Annotated in this window: 16 protein-coding genes; 9 read left to right on the top strand and 7 right to left on the bottom strand. The window is 57.9% G+C overall.

Annotated features, from left to right (window positions below):
• Nucleotides 1–155: 155 nt before the first annotated feature.
• The 3 genes from RA28_RS00080 to leuB all read left to right on the top strand — a co-directional run bounded on the left by RA28_RS00080 (nt 156) and on the right by leuB (nt 3,253).
• A complete protein-coding gene (locus tag RA28_RS00080) occupies nt 156–986 on the top strand; it encodes a hypothetical protein (RefSeq protein ID WP_039522316.1) in 831 nt (276 codons plus the stop codon).
• Nucleotides 983–2,005, top strand: coding sequence for an endonuclease/exonuclease/phosphatase family protein (locus RA28_RS00075; RefSeq protein ID WP_039522314.1), 1,023 nt, complete (start codon nt 983–985; stop codon nt 2,003–2,005). Before RA28_RS00080 ends, RA28_RS00075 begins: the two co-directional genes overlap by 4 nt.
• A 144-nt stretch (nt 2,006–2,149) precedes the next feature.
• Nucleotides 2,150–3,253 (top strand): 3-isopropylmalate dehydrogenase, encoded by a 1,104-nt coding sequence (gene leuB / locus RA28_RS00070; RefSeq protein ID WP_039522311.1) that lies wholly within the window; start codon nt 2,150–2,152, stop codon nt 3,251–3,253.
• A 50-nt stretch (nt 3,254–3,303) separates the two neighbouring features.
• Here leuB and RA28_RS00065 read toward each other — a convergent pair whose 3' ends face one another.
• On the bottom strand, nt 3,304–5,490 hold the full coding sequence (locus RA28_RS00065; protein WP_039522308.1) for a transglycosylase domain-containing protein: 2,187 nt from the start codon (nt 5,488–5,490) through the stop codon (nt 3,304–3,306).
• Nucleotides 5,491–5,749: 259 nt separating this feature from the next.
• On the opposite strand from RA28_RS00065, the gene RA28_RS00060 reads away from it, so the two are divergent.
• Nucleotides 5,750–6,088 (top strand): P-II family nitrogen regulator, encoded by a 339-nt coding sequence (locus RA28_RS00060; RefSeq protein ID WP_039525370.1) that lies wholly within the window; start codon nt 5,750–5,752, stop codon nt 6,086–6,088.
• Between the two features lie 33 nt (nt 6,089–6,121).
• Nucleotides 6,122–7,447, top strand: a complete 1,326-nt coding sequence (locus tag RA28_RS00055) for an ammonium transporter (protein WP_039522305.1) — start codon at nt 6,122–6,124, stop codon at nt 7,445–7,447.
• A gap of 57 nt (nt 7,448–7,504) precedes the next feature.
• On the opposite strand, the gene RA28_RS00050 is transcribed toward RA28_RS00055, so the two are convergent.
• The 5 genes from RA28_RS00050 to RA28_RS00030 all read right to left on the bottom strand — a co-directional run bounded on the left by RA28_RS00050 (nt 7,505) and on the right by RA28_RS00030 (nt 10,911).
• Complete coding sequence (locus RA28_RS00050; protein ID WP_039522302.1) at nt 7,505–7,801, bottom strand: YciI family protein; 297 nt, start codon at nt 7,799–7,801, stop codon at nt 7,505–7,507.
• Nucleotides 7,802–7,950: 149 nt separating this feature from the next.
• A complete protein-coding gene (locus RA28_RS00045; protein WP_039522298.1) occupies nt 7,951–9,135 on the bottom strand; it encodes an amino acid aminotransferase in 1,185 nt (394 codons plus the stop codon).
• Nucleotides 9,135–9,989 (bottom strand): 3-mercaptopyruvate sulfurtransferase, encoded by an 855-nt coding sequence (gene sseA, locus RA28_RS00040; protein ID WP_039522295.1) that lies wholly within the window; start codon nt 9,987–9,989, stop codon nt 9,135–9,137. Before sseA ends, RA28_RS00045 begins: the two co-directional genes overlap by 1 nt.
• 67 nt (nt 9,990–10,056) lie before the next feature.
• Nucleotides 10,057–10,329, bottom strand: coding sequence for a CBU_0592 family membrane protein (locus RA28_RS00035; RefSeq protein ID WP_039522291.1), 273 nt, complete (start codon nt 10,327–10,329; stop codon nt 10,057–10,059).
• 27 nt (nt 10,330–10,356) lie between these two features.
• The gene (locus tag RA28_RS00030) at nt 10,357–10,911 is read right to left on the bottom strand and encodes a helix-turn-helix domain-containing protein (protein WP_039525368.1); all 555 of its coding nucleotides are present in this window, start codon (nt 10,909–10,911) and stop codon (nt 10,357–10,359) included.
• Nucleotides 10,912–11,017: 106 nt separating this feature from the next.
• Between RA28_RS00030 and ilvD the strand changes: the two genes are divergently transcribed.
• The 3 genes from ilvD (at nt 11,018) to amaB (ending at nt 15,782) form a co-directional block, all read left to right on the top strand.
• Nucleotides 11,018–12,850, top strand: a complete 1,833-nt coding sequence (ilvD, locus tag RA28_RS00025; RefSeq protein WP_039522287.1) for a dihydroxy-acid dehydratase — start codon at nt 11,018–11,020, stop codon at nt 12,848–12,850.
• Between the two features lie 310 nt (nt 12,851–13,160).
• Nucleotides 13,161–14,267 carry a saccharopine dehydrogenase family protein gene (locus RA28_RS00020; protein WP_039522285.1) on the top strand — a complete coding sequence of 369 codons (1,107 nt, stop codon included), beginning with the start codon at nt 13,161–13,163 and terminating at the stop codon, nt 14,265–14,267.
• Nucleotides 14,268–14,285: 18 nt separating this feature from the next.
• Nucleotides 14,286–15,782 (top strand): L-piperidine-6-carboxylate dehydrogenase, encoded by a 1,497-nt coding sequence (amaB, locus tag RA28_RS00015; protein ID WP_052261328.1) that lies wholly within the window; start codon nt 14,286–14,288, stop codon nt 15,780–15,782.
• Between the two features lie 6 nt (nt 15,783–15,788).
• Here amaB and RA28_RS00010 read toward each other — a convergent pair whose 3' ends face one another.
• Nucleotides 15,789–17,366, bottom strand: a complete 1,578-nt coding sequence (locus tag RA28_RS00010) for a DUF5928 domain-containing protein (RefSeq protein ID WP_039522283.1) — start codon at nt 17,364–17,366, stop codon at nt 15,789–15,791.
• A gap of 143 nt (nt 17,367–17,509) precedes the next feature.
• Here RA28_RS00010 and RA28_RS00005 point away from each other — a divergent pair, with 143 nt between their 5' ends.
• The gene (locus RA28_RS00005) at nt 17,510–18,328 is read left to right on the top strand and encodes a sulfotransferase family protein (RefSeq protein ID WP_039522281.1); all 819 of its coding nucleotides are present in this window, start codon (nt 17,510–17,512) and stop codon (nt 18,326–18,328) included.
• Nucleotides 18,329–18,512: the final 184 nt, after the last annotated feature.

Here is an 18,512-nt window from a genome sequence, read left to right as displayed (position 1 = left end):
AAACACAGTGTTTTCTGCACCTTGGCTTGAGCAGTCAGTTCAATGTCGCCACTGTTGATGGACGAGAGGCATCCGTCAAAAAAAGAGCGGCGGGCACAAGTTGGAACTAAGTCGGCAAAGAATCGACTGGTCCGGTTTGGAAAAGGGTTCGGATAGTGATTGCACGCACAACGGGGGCGGCGATACGTGGACTATTGGTGGCACTTCTGGTGCTCACCCCTGCACTGTATCTGCCAGCATCCACTCAAAATGGAACAGAGATCGTCGTTTTTCTGGCGATCCTTGCGTTCATTCTGACCTTTTCTGAATACAACTCAGCCTTTCCCAGCCTGATCGAATTTCGTGACGCACCACCGGTGAACCGGCTGCGCTTTGTCGGCTTGATGTCGATGGTGATGTTCCTGACCCTGATCTGCAAGAACGCCTATGCGCCGACCGAGGTGTCCGGTCTGGTCTATTCGATGGGCCTGATGATCGCCAACGTTGCCGATTTCCCATATTCGCCCGTGCGCCTTGTGGTCTTGATGCTGCCGTCAGACGCGGCGGCGCCGCTGGTGGAATTGGTGCGCATTGCAGCAGGTGTGGCCTATGTCGTTGCGCTGGTGACAATCGCAAGCTTCGCCTATGCGGTGAAGTGGCGCGGCTGGCCGACCGGCAACGGTGCTTTCAATGTATGGACCAATTTGCCCTTGTTCGACCCGACGAAAGGCGGAGATGTCGTGTCGCGTCTTCAGCGCGACGGGCGTTTGAACATCTGCATCGGCGTCCTTTTGCCTTTCCTGATCCCGGCCTTGATCAAGCTGTTGGCGGCGGTCATTGACCCCATCGCACTCAGCAATCCGCAAACCCTGATCTGGACGCTTAGCGCTTGGGCCTTTCTGCCCGCCAGTATGATCATGCGCGGGATGGCCACGCTGCGCATTGCGGGATTGATCGTCGAAAAACGCCGCGCTTACTCAACATCCGAGACAACCCAGGCCGCATGATCCGCGCGTTAGTGTTGTTGCTGCTGCCGTTCGCGGCGCAGGCGGATTCGATTCGTGTGGCCACATACAACACCGAGCTCAGCCGCGATGGTCCCGGCCTTTTGTTACGCGATATTCAGCGCGGTGATCCGCAAGTCTTGGCGGTCGTCGATGTGATTTCGTCCGTCAACCCGGACATTGTCGCGTTGCAAAGCATCGACTGGGATCTGGACGGGCTTGCCCTGTCGGCCCTGGTGCAAGCGCTGAGCGAAGCAGGCGTGGACTATCCCTATTGGTTTTCGGAACAACCGAATTCCGGAATGGAAACGCATCTTGATCTGGATGGAAACGGGAAAACCAACGATCCTGCCGACGCACAAGGTTGGGGCAGGTTCACGGGTCATAATGGCCTGGCAGTGTTGTCGCGCTATCCCATCGTGACGCAAAGCGTTGTCAGTTACTCAAAGCTCCTTTGGCGGGACCTGCCCGGCGCTGAACTGCCGAAGTTTGACGAGACCCCGTTCCCGTCGGCAGAGGCGCACTCCATTCAGCGGCTTTCCTCGACCGCGCATTGGATGATCCCGATTGATTTACCGGGCGAACGGCTGAACCTGATGACGTTTCACGCGACACCACCGGTGTTCGACGGCCCAGAGGATCGCAATGGGCTGCGAAACCGCGATGAGATACGGCTTTGGCAACTGCTTATGGACGGCGAGCTTGGCCCTGCGCCCAAAGATCGGTTCATCATTGCAGGCGATGCAAATCTGGACCCAACCCAAGGCGAGGGGTTGAACGTTGCGATCCGCTCTCTTCTGTCCGACCCCAGGCTGCAAGACACCAAGCCCCGCGACGAAAACGGGGCGACGACAACCGTATCTTGGAAAGGCGTTGGCGACAGACGAGTGGACTATGTTCTGCCCTCTGCGGATTGGTCCGTCGTGGGTTCTGGTGTCCATTGGCCAAATCATCCTTTGAACGACGTTGCGGCGATGGCCAGCCGTCATCGCTTGGTTTGGGTCGATCTGGACGTGGAATAGGCAGTCAATCTCCCTCGGGCCCGTCCATGAAGCAAGGTTTTCCAATGGGGCTGCCGCTTTCGCGTTGATTTGACGTGATCGTCTCATTGACCCGCTGCGGCGCAGGCGATAGGGCCATTGCGACGAAACGCAAGGAGATCCTTCATGTCCAAACCCTCGCTCCTCATTTTGCCCGGAGATGGAATTGGCCCCGAAGTCATGACCGAAGTGCGCAAGATCATTGATTGGTTTGGTGCCAATCGCGGCCTGGAATTCGACGTGAGCGAGGATCTGGTCGGCGGCGCGGCGTATGACGCGCATGGCAAGCCACTATCAGATGAGACGATGGCGAAAGCGCTTGAGGTTGATGCGGTTCTGCTGGGCGCGGTTGGTGGTCCGAAGTATGACGATCTGGACTTCAGCCTGAAGCCCGAGCGCGGCTTGCTGCGACTGCGCAAAGAGATGGACCTGTATTCCAATCTGCGTCCGGCGCAGTGCTTTGACGCGCTGGCTGACTTCTCGTCGCTGAAAAAAGACGTTGTTGCCGGGCTCGACATCATGATCGTGCGCGAACTGACCTCGGGTGTCTATTTTGGTGAGCCGCGCGGCATCTTCGAGGAAGGCAACGAGCGTGTCGGTATCAATACGCAGCGCTATACCGAGTCCGAGATCGAACGGGCCGCGCGTTCCGCCTTTGAGCTGGCGATGCGCCGGAACAAGAAACTCTGCTCGATGGAGAAGGCCAACGTGATGGAATCGGGTATCCTGTGGCGCGAGGTCGTTGACCGCGTGGCCAAGGATTACCCCGAAGTCGAACTGACCCACATGTATGCCGACAACGGGTCCATGCAGCTGGTGCGCGCGCCAAAGCAGTTCGATGTGATCCTGACAGACAACCTGTTTGGCGACATACTGTCCGATACCGCCGCCATGCTGACCGGATCGCTGGGCATGCTGCCCTCGGCCAGCTTGGGTGCGCCGATGGCCAATGGTCGCCCGAAAGCGATGTATGAGCCCGTGCACGGCTCGGCACCGGACATCACTGGACACGGCAAAGCCAACCCGATTGCCTGTATCCTCAGCTTCGCGATGGCGCTGCGCTACAGCTTTGATCAAGGCGCAGAGGCGGACCGCCTTGAGGCCGCAATCGAAAAGGTATTGGCCGACGGTGTACGTACGGCGGACCTGCTGTCGGAAGAAGGTGTCGAGCCTGTTTCGACCAGTGAAATGGGCGACAAGATCGTCGCCGCGCTGGACGCGAGCCTTTAAAGGGCCGTTAGGGCGGCGTCACGGACGCCGCCCGCTTTTCCCGGCATCAATTAATTGCCGAAAATGTCACTCAACAACTTGTTCACGGCGCGCTCAAAGCCGTTCTGTTGTCGGCGCGGTTGGCGCTGTGGTTGTGCGACCTGAACCGGCGGCTCCGGCGCCATCAGCGGCAGCGGCGTTGGCGTCATACCGTCGGTCACCCGCAGCATTGTTTCTTTCCAGATCTCGGCAGGCAGACCGCCGCCCGTCACCCCAGACAGCGGGGTGTTGTCGTCATAGCCCATCCAGACGCCCGCCACGTAATCTGCGGTGAACCCGATGAACCACGCATCCCGCGCGGCCTGGGTCGTTCCGGTTTTACCTGCAACCTGCCAGCCCGGCAGTTTGGCACGCCCGCCGGTGCCCTCGGACACCACGCGTTCCATCATCCAGGTCAGCTGTTTGGCCGCCTTGTCGTTGATCACCCGTTCCCCGATCCCGGTTGTTGTCACCATTACCGGCGTGTCGTCGCCCAGCAACTTCAACTCGGTCAACCCATAGGGTTCGACGGCTGAACCTCCGTTCAGGATGCCCGCATATGCCCCAGTCATTTCGATCAAGGTGCTTTCAGAAGCCCCCAGCGCCAGCGCAGGACCTTGAGCGAGGTCGCTTTCGATACCAAAACCGCTTGCAACTGTGCGTACGTTGTCCAGCCCGGCAATTTCAGCGACTTTTACAGCCGGAATATTCAGCGAGTTTTTCAGTGCATCCGCAAGTGTCACGCGACCATAGTACTTGTTCGTATAGTTTTTGGGGCACCACTGGCCCGATCCCGGAATGCTCCAGCAGGTGGGTTCATCCATGACCGTATCCAACGGCGAATAGCCCAGTTCCAGCGCGGTGGCGTAGACAAAGGGCTTGAAGGATGATCCTGTCTGCCGCAATGCCTGCGTGGCCCGGTTGAACGCGCCGGACACCCGCGTCTTGCGTCCGCCGACCATGCCCCGCACGGCACCATCAGCCGACATCACGACGATTGCTGCCTGAGCCTTGGAGCCTTCGCGCACTTTTTCCTGAAAGATGAATTTCAGCGCCTCTTCAGCGGATTGCTGAATGCGCTGATCCAGCGTGGTGCGGATCACAACATCTTCGGTGGTGTTGCGGGTAAAGAATTCAGGCCCGCTGGCCATGACCCAATCGGCGAAATAACCGCCAGCGCGGGCCGCGGCAGCCTCGGACAATTCTGCGGGTCTGCTTCGGGCTTCGCTGGCTTGGGCGGACGAAAGATAACCTTGGGTTTCCATCAGCCCCACAACCAGTCGCGCGCGATCTTGAGAGCGTTTCAGGTTGTTGGTTGGCGCATATCGCGAGGGCGCGACCAGCAGGCCCGCAAGCATGGCCGCTTCTGACGGGCTGACCTCGGCCGCGGAAATCCCGAAATAGCGCTGACTGGCGGCCTCAAAACCCCGGGCTCCTGCACCCAGAAACGCCCGGTTCAGATAGATCGTCAGGATCTCGTCCTTGGAATACTTGACCTCCATCGCGATGGCATAGATCGCCTCTTTCGCCTTGCGCCACAAAGACCCCTGACGACAATCCGCTTCATAGGCCGCCTCGGAGTCCCAGTCTTCTGGTACATAGGGCACGCCAAGGCACAACAGCTTCGCTGTCTGCTGAGTAATCGTCGAACCGCCGTGACCGGACAGGGGGCCGCGTCCTTCGCTCAGGTTGATGCGGACGGCGCTGGCGATACCGCGCGGGCTGACGCCAAAATGACGGTAAAATCGTTTGTCCTCGGTTGCGATTACCGCGTGCTTCAGATGCGGAGAAACGGTGTCCGCCGTGATCACGCCGCCGAACTGGTCCCCGCGCCAAGCAAAGACCTTGCCATCGCGATCCAGCAGGGTAACGGACCCGCGTGCCCGCCCATCAAGTAACGCGTCAACATCCGGAAGCGTCGAATAGACAACGCCGACGGCCAAGGCCAAAAGCAGCGCCGCGACCGCCCCCATCCGCCACGTCAGGCCCCAGATCAGGCGGAACACCCAGCGGAACATGCGACGAAAGACACCGCCACCTTTTCCGCCGCCGGTTTTCCGGGTTTTACGCCGCGCGGTCTTACGCGCCGTCGTTTTGCGGGCCGCGGATTTCTTGCCCGCAGGTTTCGCCGCGCGCTTCGACGCCGCAGGTTTTCGACCCTTCGACGGATACCTTTTATCTGCAACCAATGTTGGTTTGCGGCGCTTGGACTCAGTCATGCTCAAACTCTGCCCGATTATACTTTTGCGTCACCTTACCTTGATGCTGCGCCTATGTTGAGGTCTGAAATTCCCGAATTTCGCCTTCTGATTCCGCCTATTTTTTAGCCAATCTACCCAAAATGTGCAAAAAATGTGCAACTTTAGGCGCTTCAAACCCGGGAATCCGCCTGAAAAACGTTCCTTCTCGCGCTTGGTCACGCTCTTTTTCTGCAGGTGCAAAAAGCCGGCAAGGTCCGGAGTAGTAGAGGGGACAAACGTGAAACTTATCATTGCGACAATCAAGCCGTTCAAGCTCGAGGAGGTGCGAGAAGCACTGACCGAAGCGGGCGTGCGCGGAATGATGGTGACGGAAATCAAAGGCTTCGGTTCGCAATCCGGTCACACGGAGATTTACCGCGGTGCCGAATATGCCGTGAATTTCGTACCCAAGATCAAGCTGGAGATCGTGGTGCCCGCCACGATGGCCGACCAGATCGTAGAGACGATCACCAACACCGCCAAAACCGGCAAGATCGGCGACGGCAAGATTTTCGTTCTCGATGTCGAGCAGGCCCTGCGCGTGCGGACCGGGGAAACGAACGAAGAGGCGCTCTGAGCGTCCACACTCACAAACATTCGAGGACTGACAATGAACCTGATGAAATCTCTCATCCCTGCTGCTGCGATCGTCGCGCTGCCGCAGATGGGCTTTGCGCAGGATGCCGCTGCCGGCGAAACCGCGCAGCATACGCAATATATCCTGACGACTTTGCTGTTTCTGATCGGCGGCTTTCTTGTATTCTGGATGGCCGCAGGCTTTGCCATGCTTGAGGCCGGACTGGTGCGTTCCAAGAACGTCGCCATGCAGCTGGTCAAGAACATGGGCCTGTTTTCGTTCGCCGCCATCATGTATTGGCTGATCGGCTTTAACCTGATGTACCCGGGTGACGGGTGGATCATTCCCGGTCTCATAGGCTCGATCGCGCCCACATCGCTGGAACCTGTTGGTTTGGCCGGCGTTGAAACCGATCTGTCCTATGCCTCTGTTGGTTCGGACTTCTTCTTCCAGCTGATGTTCTGCGCCACGACCGCTTCGATCGTCTCGGGCACAGTGGCCGAGCGTATCAAGCTTTGGCCCTTCTTCATCTTCGTCATCGTCCTGACCGGCGTCATTTACCCCATCGAAGCCTCATGGCAGTGGGGCGGCGGCTGGTTGTCCGAGATGGGCTTCAGCGACTTTGCCGGTTCGACCCTTGTCCACGCCGCTGGTGGTTTTGCGGCGCTGGCTGGTGCCATCGTGCTTGGCCCGCGTATCGGCAAGTACAACAAGGACGGCAAGGTTGTTCCGATCCCCGGCTCGAACCTGGCGCTTGCCACTCTGGGTACGTTCATCCTGTGGCTGGGTTGGTTCGGCTTCAACGGTGGTTCTCAGCTGGCAATGGGCACCATTGGTGACGTCGCCGACATCAGCCGCATCTTCGCCAACACCAACATGGCCGCTGCAGCCGGTGCCGTTGCTGCCCTGATCCTGACGCAGGTGATGTTCGGCAAGGCCGACCTGACCATGGTTCTCAACGGCGCACTGGCTGGTCTGGTGTCGATCACCGCTGAACCCCTGGCTCCGTCGCTGTTCCAGGCGCTGATCATCGGTGCAATCGGTGGCGTGATCGTTGTCTTCACCGTCCCAATGCTGGACAAGATGAAGATCGACGACGTCGTCGGCGCCATCCCGGTTCACCTGATCGCGGGCTTCTGGGGTACATTCATCGTGGCATGGACCAACGGTGACGCGAACTTTGTCACCCAGATCATCGGCTTTGCTGCCATCGGCATCTTCGTCTTCGTGGTCAGCTTCATCGTCTTCTCGATCCTGAAGGCAACTGTTGGCCTGCGGGTTGGCGAGGAAGAAGAGATCAATGGCCTCGACATGGGCGAACTGGGTATGGAAGCGTATCCCGAGTTCTCCAAAGGCTAAAGCTTGAGGGAAAAAACCAAAAGCCGGGCGTACGCGCCCGGCTTTTTCTTTGTCCGGTCAAAGTATCGCTGTTTGATCCTCCAGCAACTTGCCCCATGTGTATATTTCGAAACGACGATGCTCGGGGACGTAGAACGGGTCTTTCGAGATCAAATCAATCACAGCAGCCTTGCTCTCAGCCTCCACGATCCACAATGCGCCACAAAATGTGCCATCCGGATCAGGTTTCAGCCCTCCGCCGATCAACAGTTCCGGATGAGCCTTCGCATAGGCCACATGCGCGTCCCGCAAATCGCGTCTCGCTCGAACCCGAAGCATTTCTTCGGTGTCTTTGAAAATGACCACCCAACGCATGCACGTTTCCCTGTTGTAGCTTACCGATCACGCTACGAACGGTATCGGACAAGCCTTAGGGCCAGATTGGCAAAACATGGTGTCCAAGGCTGCAGGCACAAAAAAGCCGCGCGGTGACGCGCGGCCCTGGGAGCTCGATCAGCTAGGGTTCAGACACCGACATCTACAATTGCCTGCGCCAGAATTGGCACCGTCGTCGCGTTCAGCCCGGCGATGTTCAGACGGCTGTCCCCGATCATGTAGATACCGTGGTCATTGCGAAGCTGTTCGACCAGTTCCGGTGCCGCACCCAAACGCGAGAACATACCGCGGTGCTGCGCAACAAATCCGAACCGGTCGGACCCGCTCAGGCGCTGTAGCTCGTCCGCCAGATGTTGGCGCAGGCCCAGCATGGACAGGCGAACCTCTTCCAGTTCAGCAGCCCAGTCCGCCCGCAGCGCATCGTCGTTCAGGATCGTGGTCACGACCCGCGCACCATGATCCGGCGGGAAGGAGTAGTTCTGGCGGTTCAAAAACGCCAAGGTGGCTTGATTCAAAGCCGTTTGCGCCGCGTCATCACTGATCGCCATCAGCAGCCCGGTGCGCTCACGGTAGACGCCGAAGTTCTTCGAGCAGGACGCCGCAATCAGGCAGCGTTTTACCGATGACGCAACCAAACGCGTTGCCTGCGCGTCCTCCTCCAACCCATCACCAAAACCCTGATAGGCAATGTCGATCATTGCAACGAGGCCACGCTCATTGATCAGATTCACGACCTCTTGCCACTGAACCATGTTCAGGTTGGCCCCGGTCGGGTTGTGGCAGCAACCATGCAGCAATACCACGTCGCCCGCGTTGGCGGATTTCAGGTCTTCGATCATGCCGCCGAAATCGACGCCACGGGTTTCGCCGTCGAAGTAACGGTATTGGACCGTCTCGATGCCAAGGTAGTTCAGGATCGACAGGTGGTTCGGCCATGTCGGGTTGGACACGAAAACACGGGCCGAAGGGTTCGCCATCCGGATCATCTCGAACGCCTGGCGGCAGGCGCCGGTGCCACCGGGCGTGGCCACAGCGGCGATGTTGTCGCGCGGAACCGACGTGCCCAGCACCAAGCCGATCATCGCATCGGCAAAAGCGGGGTCGCCTGCCAAGCCGGTGTAGGCCTTGCTTTCCTGTTCTTCCAGAATACGCTTTTCGGCGGCTTTCACCGCGCGCATGACCGGGGTCACACCGTCGGCGTTCTTATAGACGCCGACACCAAGGTCGATTTTCTGATCGCGCGGGTCCTCGCGGTACATCTGCATCAGAGCCAAAATCTTGTCGGCAGGCTGCGGTTTGAGGTTTTCGAACATCAGGTCTCTCCGGTTGCGACGGGCAGGGTTGGGAAGGCACCCCATTCAGCCCAGGAGCCGTCATAAAGCGCATGGTCTTTCTTGCCCATGCGTTCCAGTGCAAGGCTGAGGATCGCAGCCGTGACGCCCGAACCGCATGAGGTGATGGCCGGCTTCGCCAGGTCGACGCCTGCGGCCTGGAATACGGCACGACACTCTTCGGGTGATTTCATCGTTCCGTTCTTGTTCAGCAGCGTTCCGAACGGCACGTTGCGCGACCCCGGTATCCGACCCGCGCGCAATCCTTCGCGGGGCTCGGCCTCGGTCCCCGCAAAACGCCCTGCCGAACGCGCGTCTATGATTTCGTGATCCGCCAACTTGGCGGCGGCAGAAACTTGGGTCACATCCCGCACCAGGTGGTTTTGCACGCGCACGGTCATATGGCGATCACGGATCACGGGCGGCAGATCCTCAATCTCGCGCCCTTCGGCTTGCCACTTGGGCAGGCCGCCATCCAGAACGGCGATGTTTTCTTGTCCCATCAGCCGGAACAACCACCAGACCCGGGCGGCCGACATCAGGCCGGCGCCATCGTAAACCACGACCTGATGGCCATCGCCCACCCCCATCGCGCGCAGGCGCGACATGAATTTCTCGACCGGGGGTGCCATATGCGGCAGATCAGACCGATGGTCCGAAATGTCGTCAATATCGAAGAACCGCGCGCCGGGGATATGCCCTGCATCATATTCTGCCTGTGCGTCCCGCCCCTGCTGCGGCAGATACCACGACCCGTCCAAAATCCGCAGATCCGGGTCCTTGATATGGGTTTCAAGCCATTCGGTGGAAACGAGTGTTTTCGGATCGTCCTGCATCAAAGCCTCCTTTAACGCGCAGGAATTCCCTATACGCGGCAAAGTACGGGTTCAAGGCTGGATGCGCCTATTCCGGGCTGCGGCGCAGCCGGATGTGCTGAATTATCCCGATCAGGCTGATGATGATCCAGAACCCTTCGATCAGCATCGACGCCAGATTGAAGTTTTGCAGCAGCGAATAGACGATCAGCGCCGATCCCAGCAGGTTGATCACCGGAAAGGCCAGATCGTCCGAATTCATCATTCGCATCTGAGTTGCGAAATACGCCGCAACGACCAGCAACGCGCCGAATGATCCAATTGCATCCGCAACTGTAAGACTGCTGATGAAAGCCGCCATGGTTCTACATCCTTTTTCCGGAGGCCTTTATCCGACCGAGGCCAGGGCGGTCGGCTGCATATAGTGGTGCATGTTCAGGAACGTGGCTCCTCCGGCACCGGCGCGATAGCCATGCGGCACATCCGCGGGAAAGCGCAGCCCCTCACCGGCCTCAAGCGAGACCCATTCGCCATTCTGCAATACGTCCAGCGGGCCGTTCAGCACAAAAACCTCTTCGGTTACGCCAGCAGCATGGGCCGGAGATTCGTGGCTTTGGTTCGAAGACAGTTCAACATGGAAGGTTTCAGCGCCGATCGCGGGATCAAAAGGGAACACGATCTTCACCTGAATGCTGCCCGGAAACGTCACCGTGCGAAATACGCCCGGTTTGCGCAGGTCGTCCGTGCCGATCAACGCGCTAAGCGGAACCTGAAACCCCTTGGCGATTTTCCACAGAGTCGCAATGGTCGGACTTGATTCGCCGCGTTCGATTTGGCCCAACATGGCCTTGCTGACACCGGTCAAATCGGCAACTTTGGACAGGCTCAAGCCCGACGCCGCCCGCACGTCCTTTAGTTTCAGGGTGATTTCGTCCGATTCCATTTCCGCGCCCTGCGATTTGCCTTGTACGTTATAACGCACATATGATACGTACGCTATAACGCACGCACCCTGATTATCGCAACCGGGGCAAAAGGGAAACAGCATCATGCCAATGTACCGATCCAGAACCTCTACCCATGGCCGCAACATGGCCGGTGCCCGCGGCCTTTGGCGCGCCACCGGTATGGGCGACGATGACTTCGGCAAACCGATCATCGCAATCGTCAACTCGTTCACCCAGTTTGTGCCGGGCCACGTACACCTCAAAGACCTGGGCCAGATGGTTGCACGCGAAGTCGAAGCCGCGGGCGGCGTCGCCAAAGAGTTCAATACCATCGCCGTGGATGACGGCATCGCCATGGGTCATGACGGGATGCTGTATTCGCTCCCGTCGCGCGAAGTGATTGCGGATTCGGTCGAATACATGGTCAACGCGCATTGTGCTGATGCGATGGTCTGTATCTCGAATTGTGACAAAATCACTCCGGGTATGCTGATGGCCGCGATGCGGCTGAACATTCCGGCCATCTTCGTTTCGGGCGGCCCGATGGAAGCGGGAAAAATCGACATCGCCGATCTGGACGTCAAGAAAATCGACCTCGTGGATGCGATGGTCGCCGCGGCCAACGAAAACTACACCGACGAGCAGGTCCAGCACATCGAAGAAAACGCCTGCCCGACCTGCGGGTCCTGCTCGGGCATGTTCACGGCGAACTCGATGAATTGTCTGGCCGAGGCTTTGGGGCTGGCATTGCCGGGCAATGGCTCGACACTGGCCACTCATGCCGACCGCAAACAGCTGTTTCTCGAAGCAGGTCGCCGGATCGTCGAGATCACCAAGCGGCATTACGATCTGAACGAAAAGGGCTTTCTGCCGCGCGAGATTGCGACATTCGACGCGTTCGAGAATGCGATGAGCCTGGATATCGCGATGGGCGGATCAACAAACACCGTTCTGCATCTGCTGGCCATCGCACACGAAGGCGAAGTGCATTTCACCATGTCCGACATGGATCGTCTCAGTCGCCAGGTGCCCTGTCTGTGCAAGGTCGCGCCCAACACCGAAAACGTCCATATGGAAGACGTGCATCGGGCCGGCGGGATTTTCTCGATCCTTGGCGAACTCAGCCGCGCCGGGCTGCTCCACGAACATTGCAACACGGTTCATTCGGCCACGATGGGCGAAGCGATTGCAAACTGGGACATCAAGATTGCCAACAACCCGGCAGCGCAAGACCTTTTCAAAGCCGCGCCGGGCGGCGTGCGCACGACGCAGGCGTTCAGCCAGTCCAACCGCTACAAAGAGCTGGATACCGACCGCGAAGGCGGCGTGATCCGGTCCAAGGAACACGCATTCAGCCAGGATGGCGGTCTGGCCGTACTGTTCGGCAACATCGCCCGGGATGGTTGCATCGTGAAAACGGCGGGTGTGGATGAGAACATTCTTAAGTTCACCGGCTCGGCCTATGTCTGCGAAAGTCAGGATCAGGCGGTAAATGACATTCTGACCGGCAAAGTCATTGCAGGTGATGTTGTCGTGATCCGCTATGAAGGTCCGCGCGGTGGACCGGGGATGCAGGAAATGCTGTATCCGACCTCGTACCTCAAATCCAAAGGTCTGGGCAAAGCCTGCGCTTTGCTGACCGATGGCCGCTTCTCGGGCGGCACGTCGGGCCTTTCCATCGGGCACGTCTCGCCCGAGGCTGCTGAGGGTGGCGAAATCGGTTTGGTCCAGAACGGCGACAAGATCGAAATCGATATCCCGAACCGCACCATTCACTTGGCTGTCTCGGACGAAGAGCTTGCAGCACGGCGCGAGGCGCAGGACGAAAAGGGTTGGGCACCGGTCGCACCGCGCAAGCGGAAAGTTTCGACCGCGCTCAAGGCTTATGCAAAGCTGACGACCAGCGCGGCAAAGGGCGCCGTGCGTCAGGTTTAAGTCCGCAGGTTGGCTGGTGCGTGGCGCTGGCCAACCCGACGCACACTAGGTCGGATGGTTGCGAGCGGGTCTGGTTTGCTTTCACCGGGCTATGCCGCACTGAGTGCTCCGTTTCGCGACAAACCCCTTCTGACATATAATTCTCCTTTATTCCGCTATTCCTTTAGGTCGCTGCCAATCTGCAGCGGCCCGTCAATATAACGATTTTCCCGTCTTTTTGACGGGAATACCGTCATTTTCGTCAAGATACGGTCTGCCGCACAGACAATCCGCCTTCCATACTGAAAGTAGCAGGCAATGGAGGCACGTTTTGAACTGGAATGTTTGTGTGGTTGGGGCTGGAAAGATTGGTCGCATGATCGCGGCTTTGCTAAAGACGTCAGCCCATTATTCTGTGACGGTGGCAGATCACGACCTGTCCGCCCTGGCTGACCTCAAAGCACTGGGCGTCGCGACCCGGCAGATTGATGCCACGGACGTCATTGCCCTGTCCAAGGGCCTGAACGGCTTCGACGCCGTGATCTCGGCAGCACCGTTTTTTCTGACACCGGTGATTGCCGAAGCGGCACAGAAAGCCGGTGCACACTATTTCGACCTGACCGAGGATGTCGCAGCCACCGAGGCGGTGCGCGAACTGGCGAAGGGCGGCCAGACCGCGTTCATGCCACAATGTGGGCTGGCACCGGGATTTGTCGGCATTGCCGGTGCGTCCCTGGCGGCGGAATTCGATCGGATCGACAGTCTGCACATGCGAGTTGGTGCGCTTCCGTTGTTTCCGACAAACGCGCTGAAATACAACCTCACCTGGTCGACCGATGGGTTGATCAACGAGTATTGCAATCCTTGCGATGCAATCGTGAACGGCGAACGGGTCAAAACGGCACCGCTTGAGGATTATGAGGTCATCGGTCACGACGGTGTCGAATACGAGTGCTTCAACACGTCCGGCGGTCTTGGAACGCTGCCCGAGACACTTGAGGGTAAAGCACAGGCGGTGTCGTACCGGTCCATTCGCTATCCGGGGCATCGTGACATTCTTCGACTGCTGCTGAACGATCTCGGGCTGGAACGGCGGCGCGATCTTTTGAAAGAGATCTTTGAAACCGCTCTGCCACGCACGGATCAGGACGTTGTGTTGGTGTATTGCACCGCACGCGGATCAATCGGTGGCGAGTTGCGTGAAAGGTCGCTGATCAACAAGTCCTTTGCCCGCACGATTGGCGGCCAGGTTTGGAGCGCGATACAGGTCACGACAGCCGCCGGGGTTCTGGGCGTCGTCGATTTGATGCGGCAGGGTGCCCTGCCGGGTCGCGGGTTTGTTCGTCAGGAACAGGTCAGCCTGTCCGATTTTCTGAACACCGAATTTGGCCGGCTTTATCGCGCCGGGGACGTTACCGAACAGAACAAGGCAGCCTGAGACATGAAAGACATTCTAATGACCGCGCAAACCACGCTTGAAAACTTGGACCTGCGTGCGGCGGAACTGACAGGCGGAACGCTTAAAGTGACATCGCCAATTGACGGCAGCCTTCTGGCCGAAGTGCATGAGACGCCGTTGACCGAGATGGACGCTGTCTTTGACCGCGCCCAAAAGGCGTTCAAGGCATGGCGTGTGATTCCGGCGCCCCGTCGTGGCGAGTTGATCCGCCTTCTGTGCGAAGAGCTGCGTGCCGCCAAGGACGATCTGGGGGCTCTGGTCAGTTGGGAGGCAGGCAAGATCACGTCCGAAGGTCTGGGCGAAGTGCAAGAGATGATCGACATCTGCGACTTTGCCGTTGGACTGTCGCGCCAGCTTTACGGTTTGACCATCGCATCAGAACGACCGGGTCACAGGATGATGGAAACCTGGCACCCGGCGGGTCCGGTCGGTGTCATTTCGGCGTTCAACTTTCCGGTTGCCGTTTGGTCATGGAACGCGGCGCTGGCGCTGGTGTGCGGCGACCCGGTGATCTGGAAACCGTCCGAGAAGACGCCGCTGACGGCGATGGCGTGTCAGAAGGTATTCGAGCGGGCGCTTGCCCGGTTCGGGGACGCCCCAGATGGTCTCTTGCAAACCCTGATCGGCGGGTCCGACATCGGAGAGGCGTTGGTCGCCAGCGAAGCCGTACCCGTCATCTCGGCCACAGGATCAACGCGTATGGGGCGCGCTGTCGCGCCCATAGTGGCGCAACGGTTTGGCAAGTGTATTCTGGAACTTGGCGGCAACAACGCCATGATCGTGGGCGCCTCTGCCGATCTGGAAATGGCGGTACGGGCCATTGTGTTCTCAGCCGTCGGCACAGCGGGCCAGCGGTGCACCACGCTGCGGCGTCTGATCGTACACACTTCGATCAAAGACGAACTGGTCACTCGATTGAAGAAAGCCTATGCCGGTCTGCCAATCGGAAACCCTTTGGCCGAAGGAACTTTGGTCGGACCTCTGGTTGACGAAGCGGCAGGCGCAGCGATGACGACTGCCTTGCAAGCGGCCGAGGCCGAAGGAGGGGTCGTCTTTGGCGGAACGCGGGTGACCGAAGGCGTACCGGAAGGTGTTTACATGCAGCCCGCGATTGTCGAGATGCCGGGTCAAACCGGCACGGTCAAGGCCGAGACCTTCGCGCCAATCTTGTATGTGATGGGTTATGATGACTTTGACCAGGCGATCCAGATCCAGAATGATGTTCCGCAGGGACTGTCTTCGTGCGTTTTCACTTTGAACATGCGCGAGGCCGAACAATTCCTGGCCGCAGCAGGGTCCGATTGCGGAATCGCCAACGTCAACATCGGCCCCTCAGGCGCAGAAATCGGTGGTGCTTTTGGTGGCGAAAAAGAAACCGGCGGAGGGCGCGAAAGCGGCTCTGACGCGTGGAAATCCTATATGCGCCGCCAGACCAATACCGTGAACTACTCAGACGCGCTGCCGCTGGCGCAAGGTGTGAAATTTGACATCTGATAAAGGTCAGTCCGTGAACAGGTAATCAAGCTGCAGAATGTCCGCAGCCTTTTGTAACGAGACAGACAGAAACCGAGCCAACTCTGCCGCGTTCTGGGTCCTGTCTGCCGTTTCTCGAATACGATAATAACCTTCGCCCGCGGCCGTCCTTATCAGTTCGGATTCATGCGCAATCTCGCTGCGCAGCGTCGGCAGCAATCGGTCCACCGACTCTGATGGACTGTTTTGGCCGACTAGGCCGACTCGCTGTGCGTGCCCGGCCAGATACGCGTCGGAATAGCGGCATTCGATATCCAATACCCGCAGGCGAACCTGATCGGCCTGAAAATCGCGAATGATATCGGTGCTGCCGGGATCGATGCATAGCACCAGCTTGTCAGACCCGAACTCGTCATAAAGCATCCCGACAATCGCGCGACGATGGCGCGAGCGCTTCAAAAGAGTTGTTTCGATGCCGCCCAAGTCGGGGAATCGCGTGTCCTCTTCATTGAACAGATACTCGATACATGGCAGCTGGGTTTCCGACACGATCTGGTCCACCAACCGCTTGGCGACATGCCATTTTTTGCAGGTTATCAGCAGAAGGTCGCGGTCCGGTCCAAGGGTGTTTGATGCTTCCCAAAACCGTTGTGCAAATCGCCTTCCGACGCGCCCGCGACCGGTTAGGAACCGATGCAGATTGCGCCCCTCATTCGAAATGTGAAAGACCACCCCCTCGCTGGCATAGAGGTGCCCCAGCCGTTTCTTCAACTCATGCGCTTCGGGGCTGATTTTTCGGGCAAACAGATAGTCCTGTCCCAGCAACATATCGTAATGGTCGTTGTAGAACGTGACCGGCATCCCATAATCCGAAAACATCAGAAAGGTCAGGGTACGGCTTTCAATCTCTTCCTTCCGGATAAGATGACGCACGAGCGTTTGAAAGAATGTCTCATCCGGGATCCATGTGGTCGAAAAAAACCGGATCACATCGCGCCGTTCGCGCAGGAAGACCTGTATCAATTCGACCGTCCGCCGGCGCAGGCACCACCATTGGCTGCCGATCATGACCTGTATGTCATGTGGAATCTCTCGGGTCAGGCGAAGCTTCTTTTGAACCTCGTAACTTGTGTAAAACCGACTGGCCTGAGTGCGTTCATTGAAGTAATGCCGATAGATCAAACGGTCTTCCTTCATCCCGGTTTTGATCCAGTCGCTTTCAAAGAAATCATGGCTTTCGATGAAATCGACGTCGTTTTCATCCAGGAAGTGATGAGCGTATTCGGCGGTCTTTATGGCCATGCAGTCGCCGGACAGCATGTAGAAATGAGTCGCGCGCGGAAACGCCTCGGTCGCGGCATCTAGCGCGTGCAGCGTCGCCTGCACCAAGGACCATTCTCCCCAGCCGCATTTGATCCGTTTCGCGGCAAAGGTCACGTTAGGATTGTCGGCCAGAGCTTGCTGAATACGCGCGTAGTCTTCGGAATGTGCCCGGGCATCGAAATGGATTGCCATGCAATCGCCGGCAGCCGTCAGTTGCTGCGCCTGGGCGATGATGGCGTCGGGGTCTTTGTGACACAATAGGATAAAGGCAATCCTTGCCATATCTGGTCCCTAATTCCCGTTTCTGCCCGTTTGCATCCGTGATACTGAGGATGAACGATTGAATAAACAGAATATTTTTGGTTCTTTGATTTCAAACGCTGGGGTGTCGGGATGGAGCGAAACCAGCGTAGGAGGTGTTGTAAATGGGTTTTCCTGGTACATGGATGACCGAGAGCCAAAGCATGGTGTATCGTGTCGTTCCGAAATGCGCCTGCTCCACCATTGGCCAGATCATGTACTATTCTGATCACGGCGCTTTTTTTGATGGCGACATTCATGACGCCACCAATGGAATGCACAAATGGGCCTTTGATCAAAGCAAGGGCGAAATCTCGGCGAATGTTCAGTCGCACGCCTCATACACTTTCACCTGTGTCCGCAATCCCTATACGCGTATCCTCAGTTCGTTTTTCGACAAGATTTGCGGCATTCAACGGAATGGAAAACGCTATCGCGGCAACCTTGTTCCGACATTGGTCTACAACTACGGGATCGAGGTTGGCGGCAACGACGGCAAGGGCGAGTTCGACCAGATCGCCAGCTTTCGACGATTCCTGTTGTTTGCGCGCGATACGATCCGCTGGCGCCGGCCAATGGACCCGGATATTCACTGGTCCGCAATGTCCGGGCATGTTTCGACCCTGATCGTCAATGGCGGTCGCTATGACCGTATTTTCTGGACCGAAAAGTTCAACGACGGCATGCAGGGTGTTCTGGACAGTCTCGAGACAAAGCATCCCGTGACGCTGTCCCAAATTCCACGCTTCAACGAATCCGAAGGGCATGGGCCGAAACGGGCGCATCCGGTAGAAGACTATTTCGACGATCTTTCAATGCACTTGGTTTATGAAATCTACAAACAGGATTTCGAGCTTTTCAAATACGACTTTGAAAACCCTTCCAACAAGATGCCGATCGGAGAGATCGACCTGGACGAGGTACACGCAAAGCTGGGCGATTGATCCGCGGGATCGTTTGTAGATTTGACGGGCTGACTTGGGCGTTTTTGTGATTTTGTTTACGTGGGGATGATTTGAGCCTGTGACCATCAGGTAATGAGCCTGACGAGGTTTGATCGTTAAGCAAACAGTCCGGTGGATTGTTTGTAGATCGAACGGGCTGTTTGGATTTTGGTTGCGGGGAGAG

Source organism: Ruegeria sp. ANG-S4 (genome assembly GCF_000814005.1).
In the GTDB taxonomy this organism is placed as follows: domain Bacteria; phylum Pseudomonadota; class Alphaproteobacteria; order Rhodobacterales; family Rhodobacteraceae; genus Ruegeria.
The sequence above is the reverse complement of the archived record's forward strand: the minus strand, read 5'-3'. Positions and strand labels throughout refer to the sequence as shown.

Excerpts from the sequence above, each read along its gene's own strand:
- RA28_RS00075 (WP_039522314.1), top strand. The coding sequence starts at position 983 with ATGATCCGCGCGTTAGTGTTGTTGCTGCTGCCGTTCGCGGCGCAGGCG.
- leuB (WP_039522311.1), top strand. The coding sequence starts at position 2,150 with ATGTCCAAACCCTCGCTCCTCATTTTGCCCGGAGATGGAATTGGCCCC.
- RA28_RS00065 (WP_039522308.1), bottom strand. The coding sequence starts at position 5,490 with ATGACTGAGTCCAAGCGCCGCAAACCAACATTGGTTGCAGATAAAAGG.
- RA28_RS00055 (WP_039522305.1), top strand. The coding sequence starts at position 6,122 with ATGAACCTGATGAAATCTCTCATCCCTGCTGCTGCGATCGTCGCGCTG.
- RA28_RS00050 (WP_039522302.1), bottom strand. The coding sequence starts at position 7,801 with ATGCGTTGGGTGGTCATTTTCAAAGACACCGAAGAAATGCTTCGGGTT.
- RA28_RS00045 (WP_039522298.1), bottom strand. The coding sequence starts at position 9,135 with ATGTTCGAAAACCTCAAACCGCAGCCTGCCGACAAGATTTTGGCTCTG.
- sseA (WP_039522295.1), bottom strand. The coding sequence starts at position 9,989 with ATGCAGGACGATCCGAAAACACTCGTTTCCACCGAATGGCTTGAAACC.
- RA28_RS00035 (WP_039522291.1), bottom strand. The coding sequence starts at position 10,329 with ATGGCGGCTTTCATCAGCAGTCTTACAGTTGCGGATGCAATTGGATCA.
- RA28_RS00030 (WP_039525368.1), bottom strand. The coding sequence starts at position 10,911 with ATGGAATCGGACGAAATCACCCTGAAACTAAAGGACGTGCGGGCGGCG.
- ilvD (WP_039522287.1), top strand. The coding sequence starts at position 11,018 with ATGCCAATGTACCGATCCAGAACCTCTACCCATGGCCGCAACATGGCC.
- amaB (WP_052261328.1), top strand. The coding sequence starts at position 14,286 with ATGACCGCGCAAACCACGCTTGAAAACTTGGACCTGCGTGCGGCGGAA.
- RA28_RS00010 (WP_039522283.1), bottom strand. The coding sequence starts at position 17,366 with ATGGCAAGGATTGCCTTTATCCTATTGTGTCACAAAGACCCCGACGCC.
- RA28_RS00005 (WP_039522281.1), top strand. The coding sequence starts at position 17,510 with ATGGGTTTTCCTGGTACATGGATGACCGAGAGCCAAAGCATGGTGTAT.